Raw genomic sequence first — 23,671 nt, 5'->3', positions numbered from 1 at the left:
CTACCCCCGTATGAGTCACTTTCTCTCTCCTGTATCCGGGATCGGCACCGCACCGGCGGCGCCGAGCACCAACGCCAGCTGGAACCGGTTCTCCACACCGAGCCGGTCCATCAGGGCGCGCATCGCATAAACCACCGTCCGCCGGCTCAGCTTGAGCTCGGCGGCGGCTGCCTCCTCGCTGGCACCGGCCGCCAGCAGCGTGAGAATGGCCCTCTCGCGGTTCGTCAGCACGACGGCGGGCACCTCCCGGCGGGTCGGATCGTCGGCCGTCCGCCAGATCCGGCGGAACAACCGGGTCAGGTGCGCCGCCGCGTCCCGGTCGGCCACCTCGACAGCGCCGGCGTTGAAGTTGTCCGGGTCCAGTGGGAACAGCGCGACCCGGCGGTCGAACACGAACAGTTTCAACGGCAGCGAGCGGGCCTCGCGGTACTCGGAGCCGGGCGTGGGAGTGGCGAGCGAGCCGTCACGGGGCGGCAGCCCGAGGACCCGCAGGCGCACCCCACGCTCGATCAGCGACCGGTCGAGCGGGCCGCCGGCACTGGCCGCCTCGGCGCTGATCACGTCCTCGGTGTTGATGGCCAGGTGCTCGACGCGTTCGCCGGCCACCAGCTCGGCGATGCGCTCCCGGGCCTGCTGCCGGCTCAGCAGCACCCGCACCCGGCCCGGCGGGAGGCGGTCCAGGTGCAGGCCGGCCACTGCCGCGACGTGCCGCCGGCAGTGCTCGGCCTGCGCGATCGGGGCGCGCCTGCGTCGTACGATCGCGGTGATCTCGTGGTGCTCGCGAGCCGCCCAGCAGGTCTCCCCACCGGCCGGCTCGGCCCGGCGGAGCGCGCCGAGCGCGATCAGCTCGTCCACCCCGCGCCCGATCCGGCCCGGCTCGACACCCAGCTCGCACGACAGGCGCGCGCTGCCCGCCGGGCCGAGCAGCACCAGCGTCCGATAGATCACGTCAGCCAGCGGTGACAGCCCCCAGCGACCTGCCGGTGGCGTGGCCGCCGGCTGACGTGCCCCCGTCTCCCATTCCATCGTGGCCATGACCCCCGTCCTCCTCGCGGAAGGGAACCATCCCGGCGCCCTCCTCGGCCAGAGCGTCGCGCGATTGACTGCTCAACTGCGCAACAGCATCGGGAATCAGACACGTCGATGCCTAGCGCGGCGGCGCCGGCAGGGTGTGCGCGACGAAGGCCGGCGCCGCGCGGCCACCGGCCCGCGTCAGGCTGCCCGACGGCGGCCGTCGGGTGTAGACCCGCGTGGCGTCGTTCTGATTGCGGTAGACGACCAGGTAGGACTGCACGTTTGCGCCGGTGAACTCGGCGATCGTCGGCTCGGTGGCGGCCGGATCCGATTCCTCGTCGTTCAACCGCGCCCAGTCACCCCAGGCGGCGGTGCCCTGAGCCGTCTCGAACACCCGGTAGATCTCGTTGTCCGTGCCCCGCGCCACCACCGCGAGCCGGCCCTCGGCCGGGTCCAGCACGGCAGCCGGCGGTCCGGCCGCGACGAACGTGCCCACCGGCTTCCACCGGCCCGGGAAGGCGCCGCCGGCCGAGCTCTGCAGCTGGGTGTGGATCTGGCCGTCGGCGGTCCGGGCGAAGACCCGCAGGAGGCGCCCGGGCAGCGTGACCGCGGCGAGCGGCCCGGCCGGCGTGATGCCACCCAACGGCGACCAGCTGGACAGTCCGGCGTCGCGGTAGCTCGCGGTCACCGGCAACCCGCTCGCGTCGTTGGCGAACAGTGTCGCCGACCGGTCCGCACCCGGCACCACCACCAGGTCGTTCAGGGCCGGCCCGACGAGCCTGCGCCACGGCAGCAGGTCGCCGGCCGGCCCGTCCTGGCTGCGGAACCACAGGGAACGCTGGTCGTCGGTGGCGAACACGACCGTGGTGTTGTCGCTGAGCCGGGCCGTCACCGGCCGTCCGCCCATGATCCCGGCGAGGTTCTGCCCAACCTGCCACCCGGCGTTCGCCGTGGCGGGCCGGGTGAACGACCAGACGTCGTTCCCGATGCTCTGCGCCATCACCTGAAGGTTGCCCTGACCGTTCTGCATCAGCGCCGGCTTGCCGGTGAACGCCTCGTCGGTGCCGATCGTGGACCACTGCACCCGGAAGATGGTGGGATCGTCCTGGTGCGCGTGCCGCAGCCGGCCGATGTTGTCGGAGTAGACGTACTCGATCGGCGCGAGCGCCGTACCGGTACCCGGCCCCTGCACCACCGCGGTCGGCGAGAACGGCTGCACCGAGGTGCCGGTGCGCGGCGGCACGTCATGCTCGGCCACCCGGCAGGTGTCCGTGATCGCGAATGTGTTGGCGAAACCCTGCCAGCCCACACCGAACCGGGTGCCGCCGACCGGCCAGGTCGGCTCCTCCGGGCGCCAGCGGTAGTGGTTGAGGTCGCCGTTGTTCTGGATCCCGAAGAGGGTGTCGCCGCCGACCGAGAAGATGCCCTTGCCGAACATCTCCCAGCCGTTGCCCATCAGCATGTTCTGGCTGATCCAGCGCTGGCTGGTCGCCTCGAAACGGTGCCGGTAGAGGTACCCGTTGCCGGCCGCCCGCCCGTACAGCACACCGGGGCCGCCGGCGACGATCAGGTCGTACCGGTCCCAGCCGGTGTCCAGGACCCGGTTGAGCACCGGCCACGTCTTGGTGGTTTCGTCGTACCGCGACCAGCGCAGCTTCCCGCCGCTGTCCACGGAGTAGAAGTCGCCGCGACTGTCGATAGTGATCTTGTTGCGGCTCGCGGCTCCGGCGAACTCGGTGAAGCCTTCGCTGATCTTCTCGCTCTGGGCGCCGTTGATGCTGTCCCAGCCGGAACCGTTCCAGCGGTACCGGTGCACGCCGGTCGAGTTGATGCCGTAGACCTTGCCGTCCGGGCCGCCCAGGATGCGGCCGAACCCCTGCCAGCCGGCGCCGACGATGCCGTGCGCCGTGCCGGCGGTGTTGGTGGTGCCGGGTGAGGTGTAGGAGTAGCGGCGCAGGTTGCCGTTGGGCTCGGCGCCGAAGATGGTGGCGCTGCCGGTGCAGGTGAAGGTGTCAGCGGCCCGGGCCGGGCCGGACACGACGAGCACCAGCGGCGCCGCCGCGACGACGACGGCGGCGGCGGCGGCGGCCGATGTTCCGATTGATTTTCGCATTTCTCCCCCGAAGTGCGAGCGCGTGTCTCTCCCTGCGCGCGACGCTATAGACGCAGGTCAGTGCCATCAACGACGACTGCGCATTTGCGCACCGCTCCGGCACCCGGCACGACGGCGTCACCCTGCTCCGCCGCCCCAAGCCACCGCGCTAGCCGCACCCACACCGCGCAACGCCCACCCGGACCGCGAGCCGGGGCCGGGCGGGGTCGCGCGCCGGGGGCCGCGAGTTGCGGCACGGATAACCGCAGCTGCTGCGGCATCCGCCCTCCTCGCCAGCCACGGGGCATCCGCCCGACCTCGAGAAAGCCGAAGCCGGGCCGCCCGCCGAGTCCCCGAGCGTCCCCGGAGAAGCGACTATTCCGTCCTGTTGAAAGGCCCGAACCTGGACCGCGACATGAAATTCCCGTCGTCCTCATACCACTGGCAGTGAGTGGCGAAGACGTAGAACTCTCCACCGTTCATCACATACCAATTCCCTACAGCCGAGTCTGGGAGCGCAGTCATGCCACATGGCCGGTCTGACGCCATGTCTATCTGCAGTCGCCGCAAGTGAGTCGGCATATGCATGAACCCGACGTTGGAGAACAGGACGTCCACTCGCGACGGGCCCTGATCGCGGAGGCTCCGCAGAAGCAGGCGCGAGTAACTGACCGAGTAGTGCCAGATGCTGAACTCCCGTTCCCAGGTCGCGATGCTCCGCATACCTAACCTCCGAGGAACCCGGGTCGCGGGAAGCTGACGTCCTCGCCGCCCAGCGTGAACTTGATCGTTCCCCACTCTCGGTTCCCGAGCCGCACCGCACGGCCGATGATGTTCATCTCTCGTTGCGTGGTGTACCAGCTGCTACTGCCGCCCGCCCGGTAGGCGTCCTCGAACAGCTCGGCCGGCGAGGCGTTCGCCCGCCCGTCGCTCATCCTGAATCCCTCCATGCGCACATGGATAGTGGCGTTCGGGTGATTGTTTGCAACATCCCGCACATTCGCCAGCGCATCTTCCAGTGTGTCATCGAGGAAATGAGTGTGCCCGCTCGCCTCAGCCGCCGCACGAAGTCCCTGTGCCCGGATGCCGAGGGCGACATCCGTGTAGTTCGTGTCGCAGTTGTGAACGAGGGCCGACCCCACGCCGGCGAGCACATAGTAGGTATGGATGCCGTCGACGCTCAGGTTGTGGACCCGCTGATGCTGGGTCCACGCCCGCGTCCCGACTACTTCGACTGAACGGTGGTCAGCGGTCTCGAAGCGATACCCCGGTCGCAGGTCCTTCGCGTTGACCCACCGGTCCAGGCTCGCCACCCAGAACGGGTGTTCGTCAGTGGCGGTCACCGTTGACGTCTTGCCGCCCGCGGCGACAGTCACCTCGACCAGGTTCTTCTGGCCTACGCCGACGATCAGCGCGGTGACCTTGCGGTTCTGCGTTCGCCCGGTGGTCGGGTCGGTCGCCCGCACCCGGTCGCCGACCCGCACCTCCTCGATCGGCCGCCGGCTGCCGTCCGCCATCAGCACAGGGGTGCGGGGCGTGAAGCTGTTGTCGCAATCCCCGCCGCCTCGCCGGCCGCCGCGTCCGCCCAGGGCGCCGCGTGTCGCCGCGCCCAGGCCCACCGACATCGCGAGCTGGCCGACGTTCACCCGGCCGCTCGTGGCCAGCTGCTCGGCCGCGTCGCTCACGCCGCCCTCGGCACCGCCGGCCAGGGCGCGCCCGCCCAGCCCGCCGCCGACCTTGGCGGCCACCGCGCCCGCCACCCGCGCGCCCACCGCGCCCGCGCCTGCTCCCAGCAGGCCGGTGGCCGCGCCGATCCCCGCGGACTTCGCCGCGTCCTTCCAGTTCTTGATGTCGCCCTGGCCGATGTCCTTCGCCAGATTGATCAGTGCTGCCGTGCCCGCGATGCAGGCGATCGTCGCGCTGCCCAGGCTCGCGCCCATGCAGGCCATGCCGGCCGCGATGGCACCGACCACCGCCAGCCCTTCGAGGATCGCGTCCTTGTGTTCGACCACGAACTCGCCGACCGCCGCGGCCGCCTTCGACACGGTCTCGATCACGGCGCCCACCTGGGCAGCCGCCGCCTGGTAGAGCGTGGTGGCGAACTTGTTCGGGTCGGTGATCGCGGTGGCCGTCAGCGCCACCACCGACGCGGCCAGCTTCGCCGTCGTCGAGACCACCTTGCCGATGGATTTCAGCAGCGGCTTCGCCACCGCGGCCAGCACCGGCAGCGGCGTGTATCTCACCGCCGTCGCCACCGCTTTCTTGGCTGCCGCGGTGACCGCTGCTTTGGCTGCTCTGGCTTGGGCCGCCACCTTCGCGGCCGTCTGTTTCGCCCAGTTCACCCCGGCCTTCACCGTGTTCTTCACGGCGTTGACCACGGTCGCCAGGCCGGACTTGTTATAGAGCCACTCCGCGCCGCGGGTCAGTGCGCTGCCGAACGCCTTCACCGCGGAGACGCCGTAGTTCCACGCTGTGACCGCGTAACTCGCTACCCTGCCGGCCGCCGAGGAGACCGCGCTCGCCGCCTTGCGTACCCACTTGGGCCAGTGGCCGTCCGGGTCGGCGAAGTCCAGCGGGGCCCCGGCGCCGTACGTGTACCGGTTGGCCAGGATCGAGGCGCCGCCGCTGTAGTTGACGCTGTCCCGGGAGACGAACCCGCCGGTGCCCGGCTGGTACCAGCGCGCGCCCATGTCGACCTGGTCGGTGTCCGGGTCGGTCCAGTCGCCCTGGAAGCCGATGGCGGCCGTACGCTCCGGCGACGACGAGGCGGTTTTCTTGCCGAAGGGGTCGTACGCGGTGGATCCCGCCAGCCCGCCGGCCGCCGGGTCGAGCTCGGCCACGATGTCGCCGTGCCCGTCGGCGATGGTCAGCCGTTCGACGTCGCCGACCGCGGTGGCGAGCAGTTCGCCGCCGGGGCCGCGGCTGTACCGCTCGCTGCCGTACGCCACCGGGTCGTCGCCCGCACCGGCGTACGTGAACCCGACCCCGTTGCGGGCGGTCACCCGGTCCAGCCCGTCGTAGACGTAGCTCTGCCCGTCCGCGCCGGTCATCCGGTCGAACGCGTCGAACGTGTACTGCTCGGCGAGCCCCGAGCTGGTCCGCGTCCGCAGCGTCCCGCGCGCCGTGTAGGAGTAGGTGTAGTCGCCGTCGGACAGCAGCCGGTTGCGCTGGTCGTACGCCGCGGTCTTGGTCCCGTTGCGCACCCGGTTGCCGGCGTCGTCCCAGGCGTAGTCGGTGGTTCCCTGCGGCCCGGTCCAGGAGATCAGCCGCCCGGCGAAGTCGTACCGGTAGCTGTTGTCACCGGCACCCGCCGTGCCGGTGGTCTTCTTACTGGTCACGTGTCCGTTGCGGTCGTACCCGTAGGCGACCGACGCGATCACCGCGTCGCCCGGGCCGCGCAGCGTGTCGGTCGCCAGGTGCCCGTAGTCGTCGTAGGTGAACGTGCGGGCGCGCCCACCCCCGTAGTCGATGCTCTGCACGGCGCCCGCCTGGTCGTACCCCAGTGTCTGTGTCGTTCCGGTGAGCCCGTCGGTGAGCGTCTTCAGCCGTCCCCGGTCGTAGCCGAACGTCGCGCTGCCCGCGGCGTCGGTGCGCCCGGTGAGGTTGCCGTCGGCGTCGTAGGTGAACCCGGCCGTGCCGGAGGCGCCGGCGGCACCGATCATCGCGCCCCGGTCGTTGTACGTGAAGGTGCTGGTCCCGGCCGGTGCGCTGACCGCGGTGAGCCGCCCGGCCAGGTCGTACCCCAACTGTCGTTCGGCGGTCGCGGCCTCCGCGCCGCCGCCGGTCTCGGTGCGCAGCCGGCCCGCGGTGTCGTAAACGCGGGTGCGCTCCACCCCGCCGGGTGCGGCCAGCTTCGCCGGCCGGCTGTCCCGGTCGTAGGCGACCGTCCAGGTGCGGTCGGCCGCCGCGGGGTGCGCGGCCGTCGCCGGCTCGATCACCGCTTCGGTCAGGCCGAGGCTGTTGTACGTGTACCGCGTCTCGTTGCCACGCCCGTCGGTGTAGCGGGTCCGGTTGCCCGCCGCGTCGTAGCCGAACGAGGTGGTGATCGCGTGGCTGTCGGAGACCGGCTCGACCTGCTTGGTGAGCCGGTTCGCCGCGTCGTACTCGTAGCGGGTGGTGTGCTGGTCCGGGTCGGTGGCGGCGATCAGGTTGCCGGCCGCGTCGTGCTCGTACGTCTGGGTGCGCAGCACGGTCTCGGTGCCCGGCGCGAGGTCGCTGTCGGCGACCCGGTCACCGAACTGGTTGAAGGTGACCCGGGTGGCGCGGCCCTTGCCGTCGACCTCGCGGACCTGCCGGCCGGCGTAGTCGTAGCCGTACTGCTGGACCACCCCGGCCGGTGAGGTGCTCCGGATGATCCGGCCCAGCGTGTCGAACTCGTTGCGGGTGGTGGCGCCGCTGGGCGAGCTGACCGTGCGGGCGTTGCCCGCGTCGTCGTAGCCGATCCGGCCGGTGTGGACGCCGGGCTGCGGGTGCCGCTCGATCTGCGTGGTGGTCACCGGACGGTCGAGGTCGTCGTACGTGGCCTCGCTGCGCGCCCCGGTCGGCCCGGTCGTGGACAGCAGTTGCCCGGTCCTGGTGTAGGTGAACCGGGTGACCGCGCGCTGATCGTTGGTGTCGCCCGGTTCGTCGCGGGCGGCCAGCCGGCCCAACTGGTCGTACGCGAACCGGGTGATCGCGCCGCCGGCGGTGGTCACCGTGACGACGTTGCCCAGCGCGTCGTACTCGGTCGTGGTCACCGGGCTGACGGCTTCCTGGGTGCCCGGCGCCACGTACGACGGCTGGTGCACCCGCACGGCGCGGCCCAGCCGGTCGTACTCGGTGCGGGTGACCTGCCCGCGCGGATCCCGGGCCGAGGTCTGCGCGCCGAACGTGTCGTATCCGACGGTGCTGACCGGGCGGACCGTGGACGGCGTGCCGTCGTCCACGGTGACCTCCGGTCCGATCACCTTGATCAGCCGGCCGATCCGGTCGTACTCGAAGGTGGTGGTGTTGTCCCGCGCATCGGTCAGCGAGGTGCGTAGCCCGCGCTGGTCGTAGCCGTATCGGGTGATGCGGGTGCCGGTGCCCGCGGTGACGGTCTCCTTGGTGACGTTGCCCGCGTCGTCGTAGTCGTAGTCGACCTGGTCGACCGGCTGGGTGCCGATGCCGGGCACGTTCGAGGGGCGCCCGGTGCTGGTGGTGCGCTTGACGTTGCCGTTCTCGTCGAAGGCGAACGTGCTGGTGCGGCTCAGGCCGCCCGGGTCCTGCACGGTCTCGGTGACCTTGCCGGCCCGGTCCACCCGGTGCGTGGTGATGCGGGAGCCGTTGCCCTCGACCCGCCTGGTCAGATGACCGGCGCCGTCGTAGGTGTTCTCCTCGATCACCTGATCGCGGGTGGCGCCGTCCGGGTCGCGGAACTTCTTCAGCACTACCCGGCGCAGCAGGTCGTCGGCGTAGTACTGGTACTCCAGCCGGCGGCCCATCGCGTCGGTGTCACTGGCCAGCCGGCCGGCGTAGTCGTAGGAGTACGAGTGCAGCACCAGGTCGTCGCCGGCGCCGGGCGCCTCGGCGGGGTCGCCGCGCCAGGCGCGCAGGCGTATCTCGGCGGTCTTGTTGCGGGCGGTGTACGCGTAGTCGTACCGGTTCCCGCGGGCGTCCACCATCGACGTCTTGTTGCCGAACCGGTCGTACGCGTAGGTCGTCTCGCCGCCCTCCGGGTCGGTGACCACCGCGGGGCGGCTGTGCTCGTCGTACTCGGTGGTGGTGACCCGGGGCTGGTCGCCGCCGAGCAGGTCGGCGATGGTGACCCGGGTGGTGTTGCCGTCCGCGTCGTACTCGGTGCGGACCTGTTGCTGGTGCTGGGCGCCGGTGACCGCGTCCGTGGTGGCCGGCTGGGTCAGCGTGACCATCTTGCTGTTGGTGTCGTAGACGTAGGTGGTGGTCAGCCCGTCCGGATGGGCGTCGGAGATCACCTTCTCCGCGGTCCGGCGGCCGAGCGCGTCGTAGGTCATCTCCGTGACCAGCCCGGACGGTGTGGTCACCCGGGCCGTGTCGCCGTTCGCCCGGTACGCGTACCGGGTCACCTTGTTCCGCGCGTCCCGGGTGCTGAGCAGCAGGCCGGCCGGGATCTGCCCGCCGCCGGCCGCGGGTTCGGTGCCGTTGGAGTACTCGTGGTCGACGGTGCTGCCGTCCGGGTTGGTCTGGACGTCCAGCTGCCCGGTGGGGTGGTAGGTGAACGTGGTGCGGTAGGTGTTGTCGGTGGCGCTCGCCGACCGGCCGTCCCGGGTCTCCACGACCAGGTCGCTGCGCGGGTCGAACGGGTCGGCCGGCGACGCCGGGTAGGTGGACCAGGTGGTGTGACACTGGCCGGTCAGCCGGCAGGTCTTGCGGGAGACCACGTTGCCGCGGTCGTCGTACGTCATCTCGACGGCGTCGCCGTTCTCGTTGACGATCCGTTTCTGGTTGCCCTTGTCGTCGTACTCGAAGCTGCGCACGGCCAGCCCGTCGAGGGTGTGCCGGACGAAGACCGGGCCACCCGAGTCGTCCGGGATGATCGTGCAGAACGCCGGATCCTGCGGGTCGGGACGCGCGCAGGTCGGCGTGGGTGTGGGTGACGGCGACGGCGTGGGCGCGGGCCGGGCCTCCAGACCGAGCGGGGTGCCGGTGCGCAGCAGGCGGCCCGCCAGCGCGTCGTACTCGTACAGGTGCGGCAGGTTGGCCGGGTCCAGCACCTGGATGCTGCGGCGCAGGTCGGCGTCGTTGCCGTGCACCAGCGGCGTCCCGATCTTCCAGGTGCCGCCGTTGTCGTCGGTGTACTCCCGGACCCGGTCGGTGGCCACGTCGTAGGCGACCTCCGCACCGACCCGCCCGCTGGGCAGCGTCACCTTGCTGATCTGTGCGGCCGGCGCGGTGCCGGCGGCGTGGTGCGCGGCGACCGCCGCCGGCCCCAGCGGGTGCGAGTAGACCGCGACCTCGTCGATCGCGCCGTGGAAGGACCGCTGGGCGGTGCCACCCCAGCCGGGCCAGGAGCCGGGTGCGGCGGCCACCGCGGCGCCGATCTGGTTGAACGTCAGCTCCGAGTGCTCGATCGCGGTGCCGGTGCTGTCGCCGACCTTGCGCCCGTCCAGGTAGAGCGTCTGCGTCGTGCCCATCACCGACAGCACGGCGTGGTGCCACTTGTCGTCCCACACCCGTACGCCGGAAGTGATCGGGTTGATCGTGCCGGTGGCGAACTGAGCGCGCAGCAGCCCGTCGGTGCCGGTCCAGAGCACCGGGCCGCCGGCGCCGGGCGCCGCGCCGAGCTCCTTGCTCTGATAGCCGATCAGCGGCCCGCCGGTCTGCGTGCCGGAGACCTTGAACCACACCTCGACGGCCGCGTCCCGGCTCTTCTTCACGGTGCCCTTGGGCAGCTCGACGCGGGACGAGACGCCGTTGAAGGCCGCCGCCGCGTCGCCGGCGCCGGCCACCGCACCGGGCACGCCCACGGTCACGTCGCGGTAGGTCCCGGCGTCCTTGCCGAGGTTGACCGCGACGGCGCTGGCCGCACCGGTGGCGGTCTTGTCACCGAGCCGCCAGTACGACTCGGGTTTCGCGTCGAGCACGGTGCTGCGGTAGTGCGAGCCCTCGGCGTATTCGTACACCGTGCAGGCGGTGTCGCCGGCCGGCGGGCACACCTTCGTCAGCAGGTCGCCGGTGTACGTGTACTTCCAGGTCAGTGGGGTCCCGTCGACCGGGTCGGTGGCGACCGTGGCGATGTGATTACCGGCCCAGGTGAACCGCAGCGACCGCCCGGCGGTGCCGGCCTGGACCCGGGTGACCCGGCCGTCCGTGTAGGTCAGCGTCACCGACCGGCCGGCGTTGTCGGTGATGTTCGACAGCGGGGCCGGCCGGCCCGCGGCGGCGAGCGCGAACCGGTACCGGGACCCGGAGCGGTCGCGCAGCGTCCAGCCGGTGCTGTCCACGGTCAGCCGGGCGGTGCGGCCGGGCGGCGCGGCGAAGCTGCCGTCCGGGTTGCGGCCGAACCGGACCGCCTGCCCGTCCGGATAGGTGATCACCACGTTGCCGGAGCCGTCGTCGTCCGGCATCACCCGCATGTCGTACCGGGAGCTCCAGCCGGCACCGAACGCCGCGTCGGTGCGGGGGTCCAGGCTGTTGTAGGTGCGCGTCAGGTTGAGCTCCGGGCCGGTGGTCGCCACGGCCGCGTCCAGGGCGGCGGTGCGGTAGTTGCCGACCTGGGCGTCGAACTCGGTGTCCTGCGAGGCGTACGGGGCGTTCGCGATCCGGGAGGTGACCTCCGGCTGCGGCACGGCCGCCAGCAGTGCCAGGTCCGGCGAGGTGACCTCGTTGGCGCCGTCCTTGACGTACGCCCGCCACAGGTAGTCCTTGCTCCAGGACAGCCGCCCGGCCGGCACCGGCCAGGACGGCTTCGCCTGGTACCCGGAGCCGGTGCAGCCGGTCGTGGTGCCACCGGCGCCCCGGTCGCACACCTCGAACCGGTACTGCAGCGTCGCGCCGGGCGGTGCGTCGGTGTCCACCGCGCGGGCCCACAGCAGCGGGGTCAGCGTCGGCGTCTGGTACCCGTTGGGCGGGTAGATCTCCTGCACGACCGGCGGCACGTCGAAGACCTGCAGCACGATCCGGCCCGGCGGCACCTGATGGTCGGTGAACACCTGACCGCCGGTGGCCACCATGGTGAAATCGAGGAAGTAGTCGCCCGGCTCCAGTGCCTTGATCGTCGCGTCCAGGGTGACCTGCGCGCCACGCTCGACGGTGCCGGGCAGGCTCGCCGCCCGCTGCTGGGTCACCGCTTCGCCGGTCCGCGCGTCGTACGCCCGGTAGGCCAGGTAGTACCCGGCCGGCGTCCACGCCTCGGCGCCCAGGTTGGTGACCGTCACCTGCACCTTGCCGGCCTGGGTGCGGGTGACCGCGGGCTCCGGCGTCGGCTTCGGGATGGCGTAGCCGGCGTTGTACGGGGTGTGCGTCACGTACAGCTTCGGCGGGTTGGCGCCCGCGCCGGCCAGCTTCTTCCACGCCAGCGAGTCCGACGTGGACGCCCGCAGCGACAGCCCGTGGTTGGCCTGCTGCCCGTTCGCCCACCGCTGCACCAGCGCGCTGCCGGCCGCACCGAGGTCGATCATCTCGGGCGCCGCCGGGCACGCCGACTGGGACTGGCCGAACCCGACGTACCCGTAGGCGAACGGATGGCCGGCCAGCGCCGGTCCCACCGCGGGTCCCGGATAGCGGTGCCCGGTGCCCGGTGCCCACGCACTCGTCACCGGGTGCACGGTCACCGGCCGGGCGCGGCAGGACGGCGCGTCGAAGTTGGTCACCACGACGGCGGCGCCGTACACGGTGTGGTTGCGCAGGCGGTCGGCCAAGTTGCCGAACTTGAGGTAGGTGGCGGTGTTGTCGCCGCCGATCCGCCCGACGGTGAGCTCCGAACCCCCGGCGGTGGAGCCGTTGCCGCGGACGGTCATCATCGCGTCGGCGGTGGCCGCGTCGACCGGCGGGCCGACGGTCGGGTCCACCAGCACGGGGAAGCGCCGGGCCGGGTCCGTCAACCAGCCGGCGTCCACGGTGACCCGCAGCGCGGTGGCGTCGCCCTCGGTGACGAGCCGGTACGAGACGCCGTCGGAGGTCGCCGGCTGCGCCGCGGAGTCCGCCATGAAGCCGGGCGGGATCACCGCCCGTGCCCGCCCCGCCGCATCGGACAGCACCACCGAACCGGACACCACGGCCGCGGACAGACCGGTCAGCCGCAGCGGGAACGTGAACGTGGTGGGTGCGTCGGCGGAGTGCAGGACCAGGGTCTCCTTCAACGCGCCGGGCTTGGACTCCAGCCGCAGATCCACTGCCGGCAGCACACCGGGGTAGAGCACCCCGTCGCCCTCGGCCCGGCCGGTCACCGGCGCCGCACCGGCCAGCCCGTAGGCGAGCGCGTGCTCCGCGTCGATCGTGAAGCGGGCCAGCTCGGGCGCGTCCGCCCGGTCCGCCAGGCGCAGGCCGACGGCGTCGGCGCGGTTGTGCCATCCGCCGTCCCGCGCGGCCAGCGTGCTGTCGATCGGCGCCCAGGTGCCGTCGGCGCGCCGGTAGTTCACCGGGGTGGCGGAGAACTCCGTGGTCTGGGTGCCGTCCGTGTTCTGGAAGCGCCGTTCGAACGCGGCGCGACCGCCGGGCAGCTCACGGCTGGTCCCACGATCGAAGCCGGCCCGGCCGGAGCCGTCCCGGCCACCGGCCGGCGGCTTCGCCACCCTGGCCTTGTTCCGGACGGCCGGCGGTGCCGTGCGCAGCTTCGTGTGCGGATATCGGCCACGTTCCGAGATCGGGACGGTGCGGTTGCCCGGCTTGCCGGACAGGTGACTGCCGCCATCGGCCGAGCCCCAGTGCTGATCCGGTGCGGATCCCGGCGCGGCCTGGCCGGCTGACCCCGGGGCCGCGGCCGGTGGCCGGTCGACAGCGTCACACCCGCCGGAGAGCAGCACCGCGGCCGCCACCGCGGCCGCGAGCCACCGCATTTCCCGGGACCATGCATCCCTGCGCGCCATCCGGACCTCCCCCAGGTCGGTCGCACCGCTGTCGGTGCCGGACGCTAATCGGCATCGTTCGATGGGAACAGGTGGAGTGCTCATCTGCGCAACGGGGCCGCCGGCAGCGGCAACGCGCAGACACCACGTCTGCACCGTTGCCGCACCGGTGGCCTGGTGCGCTTGACCGGTGACGGAACGGGGCAGGCGAACAGCGGGGCGGGCCATGGGCTCCGAGTCCGCGTATCGGTGGTACCTCGGCTTCGGCGGGCTGCTCCTGGCCGGTGTGCTGGCCGTACCCCCGCTGGTCCAGCGGGGGCTGATCCTGATCCTCGCCCTGTCGGTGGTGATCGCCGTGATCGCGGGGATACGCCGGCACCGGCCGGTCTGGTCGCGGCCTTGGTGGCTGGTGATGGCCACGGTCGGTGTGTCGATGGGCGCCAACGTCGGGTGGGCGCTGGCGGCGGCCTCCCGCGGCGTGCCGCGCTACCCGTCGATGGGCGATATGTGCTTCACGGTGTCGATGATTCTGCTGACCGCCAGCGTCTACTGGTGGATCCGGCCGGGCCGGTACCGCGGCGGGGTGATCGACGCGGCCATCGCGCTGACCGGCGGCGGCGCGGTCGTCTGGGTGTTCGTCCTGACTCCGCTGCTGTTCGACGGCCGGGCCACCGGGTTGCGGCTGGGCGGCCATCTGCTGCACGTCGGGCTGGACCTGCTGATCCTGGCGTTCACGGTCCGGGTGGCAGTGATCTCGCGGGTGCGGACGGTGGCGTACCGGTTGATGGTCGCCGCCTCGACCCTGTGGGTGGTGACCGACACGGTGTACTACGCCGCGTTGTTCGGCGGCACACCCCGACCCGCCCACCTGACGATCGTGGGCTGGCTGACGGCGTACGTGCTGGTCGGCGCCGCCGCACTGCACCCGTCCATGGCTCGAAGCACCGGAAGCATGCCGCGCAACGCCACCCTCATCTCGCGGACCCGGCTGGCCGCTTACGTCTCGCTCACCATGCTCATCGCCGGGCTGAGCGTCTACGCGTTCGAGAACGCGCGCCCGGGTGATCAGGCGGTGCAGCTGACGGTGATGCTGGGCATCGCCTGCACCACGTCGGTACTGTTGACCGCCCGGCTGGCGCACCTGGGCGGGGCCCTCAACCGGCGCGTCTACGTGGATCCGCTGACCGGGCTGGGCAACCGCGCCGCCCTGCAGACCCACCTGCACCGCCGCGCCACCCGCGAGCGGGTGCTGGTCGTGGTGGACCTCGACGGCTTCCGTGAGATCAACGCCGCCTTCGGCCACCAGACCGGCGACGCCGTGCTGGTCGAGACCGGTCACCGCCTGCGCGCGGCGGCACCCAGCGATGCCGTGGTGGCCCGGCTCGACGCCGACGCCTTCGCCGTGCTGACCCACGGCGGTGAGACGGCCTTCGGCGCCCTCGCCGAGCAGCTGCTGCAGGCGATCGCCGAGCCTTATCCGACGACCGGGCTGACCAGCCGCCGGGTGGGAGCCGTCATCGGCGGCGTGGTGATCACCGCCGACGGCGACGGCACCACCGCGCTGCGCGACGCTGATCTGGCGCTCGACGACGCCCGCGGCGAGGGCACCCGGTCGGCTTTGTTCGACGCCGGCGCCTACGCGCAGTGGAAGGCCAACCGCGACATGGTCGCCGGCCTGCAGCAGGCCGCCGCGGCCGGCGAGTTCAGCGTGCACTACCAGCCCATCGTCGACCTCGGCACCGGCGCCGTCGTGGCCGCCGAGGCCCTGCTGCGCTGGACCCGCGCCGACGGCACGTCGGTGTCCCCGGGCCAGTTCATCCCGCTCGCGGAGCAGAGCGGCGAGATCGCCGCCATCGGTGACTGGGTGATCGCCCGGGTCTGCGCCGACCTGGACGAGCTGTGGAACGCTCATCGGCTGCCCGTCACGGTGAACGTGTCGGCGCATCAGCTGCGCGACCCGCTGTTCACCGCCCGCGTGCTGAGCCTGCTGGACCGCACCGGTCTGCCCGGTGCGGCCCTGATCGTCGAGATCACCGAGACGGTGCTGATGACCACGGTGACCGATGCCGCCGGCACCATCAGGCAGTTGCAGGAGCTGCGGGCCCACGGCGTGCGGATCGCCATCGACGACTTCGGCACGGGGTATTCGTCGCTGGCGTACCTGCGTGAGCTGCCGGTGGACATCCTGAAGATGGACGGCTCGTTCACCTCGCAGCAGATCGAGAACGGCGGGCCGCAGGAGATCGCCTTCGTCCGGACGATCGTGGATCTGGGACGCAGCCTGGCCCTGCTCACTCTGGCGGAGGCGGTGGAGACACCGGCCCAGGCGGAGCGGCTGCGTGAGTTGGGCTGCCATCTCGCGCAGGGCTATCACTTCGCCCGGCCGGCCCCGATCGGGGTTCTGCACGACCTGCTGGCCGCGCAGCGGTCGCGGGCGGCAGCCTGACCCGGACGAGGCCGGCCCACCGCGCAGGCGGTGGGCCGGCGCGGACTCAGAGGTCCGCGGGACCGGCGGCCCCGGCCTCCCGCACGGCCTCGGCGCGACGGGTGCCGGCCTTGGCGGTGTCGTCGTCGCGGGCGACCTGCGGGCGGGCCGCCGCACGGGCGGCGGCCGCGGCCGGGGCCGGGTCGGCGACGACGCCCCGGCGGACCCGGTTGGTGTCGGCGATCCGGGCGGCCGGCGTGTTGCCGGTGGCGGTCAGCACGCCGTCGATGATGTTGTCGTCGACGGTGACGCCGCCGCTGGTGCTGGTGACGCTGACGTCGCGGCCCCAGAACCCGCCGGACGCGCAGGAGTCCAGCGCGCCGTTCGGGCCGAGCTGCACCCCGCCCAGGTTGCCGGCGAAGGTGGCCTTGCCGCGCACCGAGCTGCCGCAGACGACGCTGCCGGTGGCGCTGTTGAGCACCGAGAGCATGCCGTCGACGAAGGAGTCGTGCACGTCGGTGTAGTAGGTGCCGGTGCTGCTGAGGTTGCCCTCGACCGAGGTGCGGTCCACCTGCACCTCGCCGGCCTGGACGGTCACCGCGCCGGCGATCGTGCTGTCCTCGGCGTACAGGAAGCTGTCGACGGTGGTGGTGCCCTTCGGCCGTACCGTCACCGCACCGCTGGTGGCGTCCTTGAGGAAGACGCCGTATCCGCCGGCGGCGAGCACGACCGCCCCGGCGACGTCGGTGCCGGAGGCGTCGAAGTAGCCGTTGCCGGCAATCCGGACATCGCCCGCGAACGTGCCGCCGGTGACCACGAGGTTGCCGCCGGCGGCGACGCTGACGTTGCCGGTGACGGTCGTGCCGGTGAGCGCGCACGACTCGCCGGCCGGCACGTGCAGGTCGTTGGGCACGGTCACCGCGCCGCCGGTGCCGATGCAGTGGGTGACGAGCGCGGCGTGGGCGGCCGGCGCGGTGACGACGAAGCCGGCGAAGGAGAGGGCGGCCAGGACGGCGGTCCGTTTGCGCATGGCGGGACTCCCTAGAGTGAGGATCGGGCGGCCGCGCGGACGATCGCGCCCTGCTGCCGTTTGGTGAGCGCGCCGCGGGTGACCAGCGCGGCGGTGACGGTCTCGACGTGCCGGACGAACGCGGCGTGGTTCGGATAGGCGGCGTTCTCGGCGACCAGGTCGTTGACGGTGCAGCCGTCGCCGGTGTCGGTGTTGGGGACGCCCGTGTCGTACCCGTCGATGATCACCGTGGGGCGGGTGTCCGATCCCGGGCAGGCGTCCGCGCCGGAGCCGGCCACCGTGAAGGTCACCGCCTTCTCGGGCGCGACGTTGCCGGCGGCGTCGGTCGCCCGGTAGCGGAGGGTGTGCGCGCCCGGGGCGGTGACCGCGACCGGCGCGCTGTACCGGGTCCAGGCGCCGGCGTCCAGGGCGTACTCGACGACGCCGGGTTCGGAGGAGGTCACGGTGACCGTCGCCGTCGCGGTGCCCTCGCCGCTCACCTGGGCGGCGGTGACCGGCGGGGTGGTGTCCGCCGCGACCACGGTGAAGTGCGACATCTGCTCGGCGGACGTGTTCCCGGCGTTGTCGGTCGCCCGGTGGTGCAGCATGTGCGGGCCCGGAGCATCGATCACGACCGGATTCGTGTACGACCTCCAGGCGCCGCCGTCGAGCTGGTACTCGATCCGGGCCACCCCGGACCCGCTGTCGGTGGCGGTGACGGACGCGGTGACCGACCCGGCGTACGCCCCCGATTCGTCCCGTTCGCCCGCGAGCTGAATCCCCGTCTCAGGCGGCGTGGTGTCCTCCGGCGGACCGGACTCGACCACCTCGAAGGCCAGCGAGCCCACCGCCGAGGTGTTGCCCGCCTCGTCGGTGGCCCGATAGCGGACGGTGTGCTCGCCGACAGCGGTCACCACGACCGGCGCGGTGTACGGCTGGAAGGCGCCGTCGTCCAGTGCGTACTCGATGACGCCGGGCTCGGAGGAGCTCACCGTGACCGTCGCCGTGCCGGTGCCATCACCGCTCACCTGGGCGCTCACCACCGGCGGGGTGGTGTCCGGTTCTTCGCCGCCACCGGTGACGGTGAACTCGCCGACCATCGTGCCGTGCCCCGGGATCGCGCAGAAGTAGCGGTACCTGCCCGGGGTCAGCGTGACGGTGGCCTGGTGCCGGCCGCCGGTGGCGTCGAAGGGGTTGGCCAGGATGTTCAGCGTGACGTCGTGGTTGTAGCCCGGGGTCGAGGTGTCGAACGTCAGCGTGTGCGGCATGCCGGTGGTGTTGCCGGTCGCCTCGCTGTTCTCGAACACGATGGTGGTGGCCCCGGCAGCGGCCGTGGCCGGCGCCGACTTGTACCGGGTCACGTCGTTGTCGGCGGTCCAGGTGAGGGTCTGGGCCGCGGCCGCCGGCGCGGCGGGCGCCACCAGCAGCAGGGCGGCCAGGATCAGCAGCAGTCTTCTCACAGCGCACGCACCCTGATGTCGCGGAACTCGACCAGGTCGGCGTCGCCGTGGTTCTGCAGGCCGATCAGGCCCTCGGCGAACTGCCGCAGGTCGGTGGGCGGATCCCCGGCCCGGGAGGACTGTTTGCCGGGGGTGTTGTCGAACTCGTTGATCACCGTGCCGTTGCGGATGATCGTGTAGTGCTGGCCGACCACCCGGATCTCGTACGTGTTCCAGACGTTCTTCTCGGTGCCGGCGGCCGTGGTGACCGGGTCGAAGTTGTAGACGGAGCCGGTCTTCTGCGGCTCTCCGGTCGTACCGTCGTAGATCTGGATCTCGTGGCCGCAGTAGATCGCCACCCAGGCCTGCGACGTGCGGGCCGAGCCGGTGGTGCTGCACCCCTCGGGCCGCTGATCGAGCGGGATCCGCGGGTCGGGGAAGCGGGTGAAGACCCCGCTGTTGCCCCGGGTGGCGCCCGGCGCGACGTCGCGGAACTGCAGCGTGAGCGAGAAGTCCTTGACGGGTTTCGGGTGGTAGAGCATGCCCAGGCCGCCGGCGGGTCGCAGCGATCCGTCCGGCTGCAGGGTGAACTGCCCGGAAGGCGCCTGCACCCAGTCGCTCAGCGACTCCGGGGTGCCGTTGAACAGCGGCTCGTATCCGGTGTGGCCGGGCCGGCCGATCGGCGAGGACGCGGCGACGCGGGTCAGCGTGCCCGCCTCCCGGCCGCTGATCACGCCGTCCTTGAGCAGCCGGCCCGCGACGAGGTCGACGTGCCGGACGAACGCGTCGTGGGAGGCCCACGTGCTCTCGTCGTCGATCAGGTCGTCGATCGTGCAGCCCTGCCCTACGACCCGGTTGGCGACCCCGGTGCCGGAGCCGTCCAGGCGTACCGTCGTCGCCGGATCAGCCACGACGCAGCCGGCGGTGACCGTCGTGCGGGTGACGGCCGTCGTTCCGTCGGCGTAGCGCACCGTCAGCGTGGCCGTGTAGGTGCCCACCTTCGCGTACGTGTGCCGCGGGTCGGCCTCGGTCGACGTCGCGCCGTCGCCGAAGTTCCACTGCCACGCCACGCCGCCGGAGCGGGACCCGGTGAAGGCGACCGTGAGCGGCTTGTTCTGCACCGCGGTTGCTGCCGCGGCCGGGGCGGGCGTCGGCGCCCCACCGGCATAGGTGATCCGGATCAGCTTCTGGTTGGCGTGCAGGCTGAAGAAGCCACCGGCGTAGTCGAGCAGATAGAGCGCGCCGTCCGGCCCGAACTTGGCGTCCATCCAGGATTGCAGCTGCGTCGCGCCGCCACCGGCCGGGATGATCGCGCGCAGCGATTCGCCGAAGGCCGGCGGCCGGCCCGGCCGGCCGACGGTGACCGCGACCCGGTTGGCCGCGTTCGACTGGTCGCCGAGGAACCACTTGTCGTTCCAGTACGCCGGCCAGGCGACCGTGCTGGCCGGGTCCACCAGGTCGCGGTGGTACGTCGGGCCGGACATCACGGCCTGCCCGCCGCCGCGCAGGTACGGCTGGGTGTACGTGGCGTCGGCGGCCTTGTACGTCGGGATGTCGCTGTCCGGCCGTTTCGGGAAGACCGGTCCGCCGCCGTCCGGCGAGTACCAGATCATGTTGTCCTTGATCGGCGGCAGGTCCACCAGGCCGGTGTTGCGCGGTGACTCGTTCTTCGGGTTGTCGCAGTCGTACCAGCCGGTGAGCACCGTGGCGTCGGTGCTGCTGCGGTCCCGGTACGGCTGCCGGTTGCCCATGCAGTACGGCCAGCCGTGGTTACCGGCCTCGGTGATGATCGTGGCGGTCTCGTACTTGGCCGGCCCCAGCTCCGGGCTCGGCGCGGCCGCGTCCGGGCCCACCCAGGCCGCGGTCAGCCACTGCGTCTTAGGGTCGATCTGCAGGCGGGAGATGTTGCGGACACCCATCACGTAGATCTCCGGCCGGGTCTTCGCGGTGCCCGGCGGGAACAGGTTGCCGGGCGGGACGGTGTACGTGCCGTCCGGCTCCGGGTGAATGCGGATGATCTTGCCGTTGAGGTCGTTGGTGTTCCCGGCGGTGCGCCGCGCGTCCTGGAACGACAGACCGGCGTACTCGGCGGTCCAGTTGTTGCCGGAGTAGCCGCTCGACCCCTGCGACGAGTTGCTGTCCCCCGAGCCGACGTACAGATTGCCCTTGGCGTCGAAGGCCATGCCGCCGCCCGCGTGGCAGCAGCTGTGGATCTGCACCGGCCACTGCAGCAGATCCTTGCGGGTGCCCTGGTCGATCGTGCGCGTCGTCCGGTCGTACGTGAACCTGGAGATCGTTCGTTGACCGATCCGTTTCTCCCGGTCGATCGACGCGTGCGGCATCCAATAGACGTAGAGCCAGCCGTTGTCGCCGAACTTCGGGTCCGGGACGATGCCGAGCAGGCCCTCCTCGTTCTTGACCAGCTCGGTGCCGCTGCCCCGGTTGCCCATCACCGGCAGCGTGGTGAGCAGCTTGACCTGCTTGCTGCCCGGATCCCAGGCATGGATGGTGCCGCAGCCGAGGCCGACGTTCGGGTCGTCCCAGCTGACCACCGGCCCGGTCGGGCAGGCCGCCTTGCCGACGTAGAAGACCGTGCCGTCGGGTGTGATCGTCAGCCCGTGCGGCTCGCCGATCTGGTCGAGCTCGCCGGTCCTGTTCGCCGCGGTCAGCCGCTCCACGCGATAGTTCGCGGCGATCGTGGCCTGACAGTCGCCGCGCACGACGCCACTGGTCCAGCCGAGCGCGCCGGACAGGTGCTCGCGGAACGCCTCCTCGGCGTAACCCGCCTCCGTGTGGCCCATGCCGGTGTAGAAGGAGCGGCCGCCGTCGTAGTCGCGGCACCACGAGATCGGATGGAACGGGCTGGTCTGCCCCTCGACCTGCGCGAGCGTGTGCACGGTGCCGATCGGGTTCGGATCCCAGCCGTACCAGCGGTCCTCGCGCGCGACCGTCAGCGGCAGCTCCTTGGTGGCCGGGTGCTGCCGGTCGAGGACGTCGACCACGGCCCGCTTCACGGCGGGCGGCGCGGGCGCCTCGATGCTGCCGGTGAACAACCGCAGGTCGGCCAGCTGGATCAGCGGCTCACCGGCGTTCGCCGTGACGGACAACCGGTAGTGCTTGAAGTCCGCCGGGTTCGCGACGGCGAAACGGCGGATCTGGAACCGGTCGGAGAACGTCTGCGCGGTGCGGCGGTCCAGGTCCGACCAGGTCTGCCCGTCCGCGGAGCCCTGCAGCGTCCAATCCTTCGGGTCACGGCCGGGCGAGTCGTTGGCGGACGTCAGGGCGTACCCGGTGATCTTCGCGGGGGCCGCCAGCTCGTACCCGACCCAGGCGGTGGTCGCGCGGACCAGCCATTTCGTGGCCGCGTCGCCGTCGGTGAGCTTGGCCCGCGTCTCGTTCGGCGGGTTCTCGCCGCTCGCGGTGACCGTCGCGACCGGGTGCGCCACCGGGATCGCGCCGGCCGGCCGGGTGCCGATCAGGCCGGTGAACCAGCTCGAGTCCAGCTGGGCGCGCGCCGCGTCGCCGATGCCGAGGAAGCCGCCGCCGGCGTTGACGTGCGCCTTCAGCGCGGCCTCCTGGGTCGCGGTCAGCGTGACACCCTCGGCCGAGAGAAAGACGATGGCGCGGTACGACCTGAGCGTGCCCGTCGCGAAGACAGCCGGGTCGGTGCTGGTAGTGGTAGCCAGGCCCCGATCGGCGGCCAGTTCCTTGATGGTGGCGGCGGCACGGGTGACCGGGTCCTGCTGCGCGGCGGCCGCGCCGGAGAAGACCAGCACGCCGGGCTTCTCTTCGGCAGGCGCCGCCGTGGCTTCCCGGGGCACTGAGATACTTGCGATCAGGAGCGCGGCCAGCCCGGCCGCCATGCTTCGCATCCTCATGAGCCAGTCCCTCCGTGGGTGTGCGCTTGTGCCGCCCGGTGCTGGTGGCCGTGGAACCGGTCGATCGCCTCCTGGGCGCCGGCCGGCATGCTCCCGTCCGCGTCACGGACGAGGAAGATCCCGGCCATGCCGGTGTCCGAATGCATCTGCACGTGGCAGTGGTACATCCACGCGCCCGGCCCGACGGCCTCCCCGGCGAGCACCTGGAAGCCGAACGAACTGCCCGGATTGAGGTCCTTGTTGTCGATCACCTGACTGGGGTCGGACGGCCCTTCGAGCATTCCGGTGCGGTTGTCCGCCCACCGGTGCGCGTGCAGGTGAAAGGTGTGGAACAGATTGCCGTGCCCGATCGCGATCCATTCCACCCGCTGGCCGAGATTCGCCTCGAACATCGGCGTATCCGGCGCGCTCCGGTTATTGATCAGCATGTCGTTGAACACGACAGTGAACTGCTTCTCCGGCAACAGATCACCACGCCGCCGTACGACCAGAGCTCCGTAAAGGCCTTTCGCGAGCCCACCCGTGCCGTGCTCGGTCCCGAGAGCATGATCGTGGTAATGCCAGTAGCCGGCACTACCCGGCATGAACCGGCGCCCGCCGGCCGCCGTCATCTCGTGCGACCGCCAGACGTACGTCCTCGTCTCGCCCGGCCGGTTGAAGCTGTCGTTGAACGGCGAGCCGTCCGAATCGGTGCGGTAATCGACGCCGTGCGGGTGGATCGACAGCCGCTGCGTGGTCGTGTTGACCAGCGTGACCTCGAGCGTGTCCCCTTCGTACATCTCCAGCACCGGCCCGGGAACGGTCGCGCCGCCGCGCGTCAGCCCGTAGCCGATCAGGCCGCCCGGCAGCGCCTCGGCATAGACGGTGACCTTCTTGGTGACGCCCGCGGCGGCCCGTGCGGGCTCGCTCCGGGTGAGCGCGACCGCGCCGCCGGTCAACCCGAGCGCACTCGTCGCGGCAAGCAGAGATCTCCTGCGAACTTGCTGCTGGTGCCCGATGACAACGTTGTCGTCCATGCGCGTCCTCCGGCCTCCCGGCTTATGCCGGGACGCCAACTGTCGTGAGATCAATGCATGCGGCTTTTCGGCGGAGCCGGCCCACGGCAACGGCCCCATCCACGCCCGGCCGGCACAGCGGCCGCCGGGCTAGATCACCAACTTTTTACGGCTAAGTCAAAAGTTCGGTCTGTTGCGACGAATCTATGACCCTCATCGATGGAAGTAAAGGTTTCTTAATGGACTACCACCCGTGGGAGCGCGCCCATTTCCGCCTCGAAGCATTGACGCAGGTGAACACGCACCAGCTGAAGGCA

The 23,671-nt window shown here is 71.7% G+C and carries 8 protein-coding genes; 1 reads left to right on the top strand and 7 read right to left on the bottom strand.

All coding sequences use genetic code 11. From position 1 onward, the window contains the following. Window positions 1-15: 15 nt before the first annotated feature. The 3 genes from AC0NH5_RS11050 to AC0NH5_RS11040 form a co-directional block, all read right to left on the bottom strand. On the bottom strand, window positions 16-1,035 hold the full coding sequence (locus tag AC0NH5_RS11050; RefSeq protein WP_474402516.1) for a LuxR C-terminal-related transcriptional regulator: 1,020 nt from the start codon (window positions 1,033-1,035) through the stop codon (window positions 16-18). 112 nt (window positions 1,036-1,147) lie between these two features. After that, entirely contained in the window at window positions 1,148-3,127 is a 1,980-nt protein-coding gene (locus AC0NH5_RS11045; RefSeq protein WP_474402515.1) for a tachylectin-related carbohydrate-binding protein, read from the bottom strand. A gap of 704 nt (window positions 3,128-3,831) precedes the next feature. Then, window positions 3,832-13,629: a LamG-like jellyroll fold domain-containing protein gene (locus tag AC0NH5_RS11040; protein WP_474402514.1), complete on the bottom strand. Its 9,798-nt coding sequence runs from the start codon at window positions 13,627-13,629 to the stop codon at window positions 3,832-3,834. Window positions 13,630-13,834: 205 nt separating this feature from the next. Between AC0NH5_RS11040 and AC0NH5_RS11035 the strand changes: the two genes are divergently transcribed. After that, the gene (locus AC0NH5_RS11035; RefSeq protein WP_474402512.1) at window positions 13,835-16,054 is read left to right on the top strand and encodes a putative bifunctional diguanylate cyclase/phosphodiesterase; all 2,220 of its coding nucleotides are present in this window, start codon (window positions 13,835-13,837) and stop codon (window positions 16,052-16,054) included. A gap of 46 nt (window positions 16,055-16,100) precedes the next feature. Here the strand turns inward: AC0NH5_RS11035 and AC0NH5_RS11030 are convergent, their stop codons facing one another. Genes AC0NH5_RS11030 through AC0NH5_RS11015 form a run of 4 tightly spaced genes read right to left on the bottom strand, consistent with a single transcriptional unit; the run spans window position 16,101 to window position 23,465 of the window. Further along, a complete protein-coding gene (locus AC0NH5_RS11030) occupies window positions 16,101-17,063 on the bottom strand; it encodes a hypothetical protein (RefSeq protein ID WP_474402511.1) in 963 nt (320 codons plus the stop codon). An 11-nt stretch (window positions 17,064-17,074) separates the two neighbouring features. Then, a complete protein-coding gene (locus AC0NH5_RS11025) occupies window positions 17,075-18,502 on the bottom strand; it encodes an OmpL47-type beta-barrel domain-containing protein (protein ID WP_474402510.1) in 1,428 nt (475 codons plus the stop codon). Continuing rightward, window positions 18,499-22,359, bottom strand: a complete 3,861-nt coding sequence (locus AC0NH5_RS11020; protein WP_474402509.1) for a ThuA domain-containing protein — start codon at window positions 22,357-22,359, stop codon at window positions 18,499-18,501. Before AC0NH5_RS11020 ends, AC0NH5_RS11025 begins: the two co-directional genes overlap by 4 nt. Beyond that, entirely contained in the window at window positions 22,356-23,465 is a 1,110-nt protein-coding gene (locus AC0NH5_RS11015) for a multicopper oxidase domain-containing protein (RefSeq protein ID WP_474402508.1), read from the bottom strand. The genes AC0NH5_RS11020 and AC0NH5_RS11015 overlap by 4 nt, the downstream gene beginning before the upstream one ends. Window positions 23,466-23,671 lie beyond the last annotated feature (206 nt).

The sequence above is a fragment of the Actinoplanes sp. 13 genome, from assembly GCF_056134165.1.
Note: the sequence above shows the minus strand (reverse complement) of the source record. Positions and strands in the feature narration are given on the sequence as shown.

Excerpts from the sequence above, each read along its gene's own strand:
- AC0NH5_RS11050 (WP_474402516.1), bottom strand. The coding sequence starts at position 1,035 with ATGGCCACGATGGAATGGGAGACGGGGGCACGTCAGCCGGCGGCCACG.
- AC0NH5_RS11035 (WP_474402512.1), top strand. The coding sequence starts at position 13,835 with ATGGGCTCCGAGTCCGCGTATCGGTGGTACCTCGGCTTCGGCGGGCTG.
- AC0NH5_RS11020 (WP_474402509.1), bottom strand. The coding sequence starts at position 22,359 with ATGAGGATGCGAAGCATGGCGGCCGGGCTGGCCGCGCTCCTGATCGCA.
- AC0NH5_RS11040 (WP_474402514.1), bottom strand. The coding sequence starts at position 13,629 with ATGGCGCGCAGGGATGCATGGTCCCGGGAAATGCGGTGGCTCGCGGCC.
- AC0NH5_RS11030 (WP_474402511.1), bottom strand. The coding sequence starts at position 17,063 with ATGCGCAAACGGACCGCCGTCCTGGCCGCCCTCTCCTTCGCCGGCTTC.
- AC0NH5_RS11045 (WP_474402515.1), bottom strand. The coding sequence starts at position 3,127 with ATGCGAAAATCAATCGGAACATCGGCCGCCGCCGCCGCCGCCGTCGTC.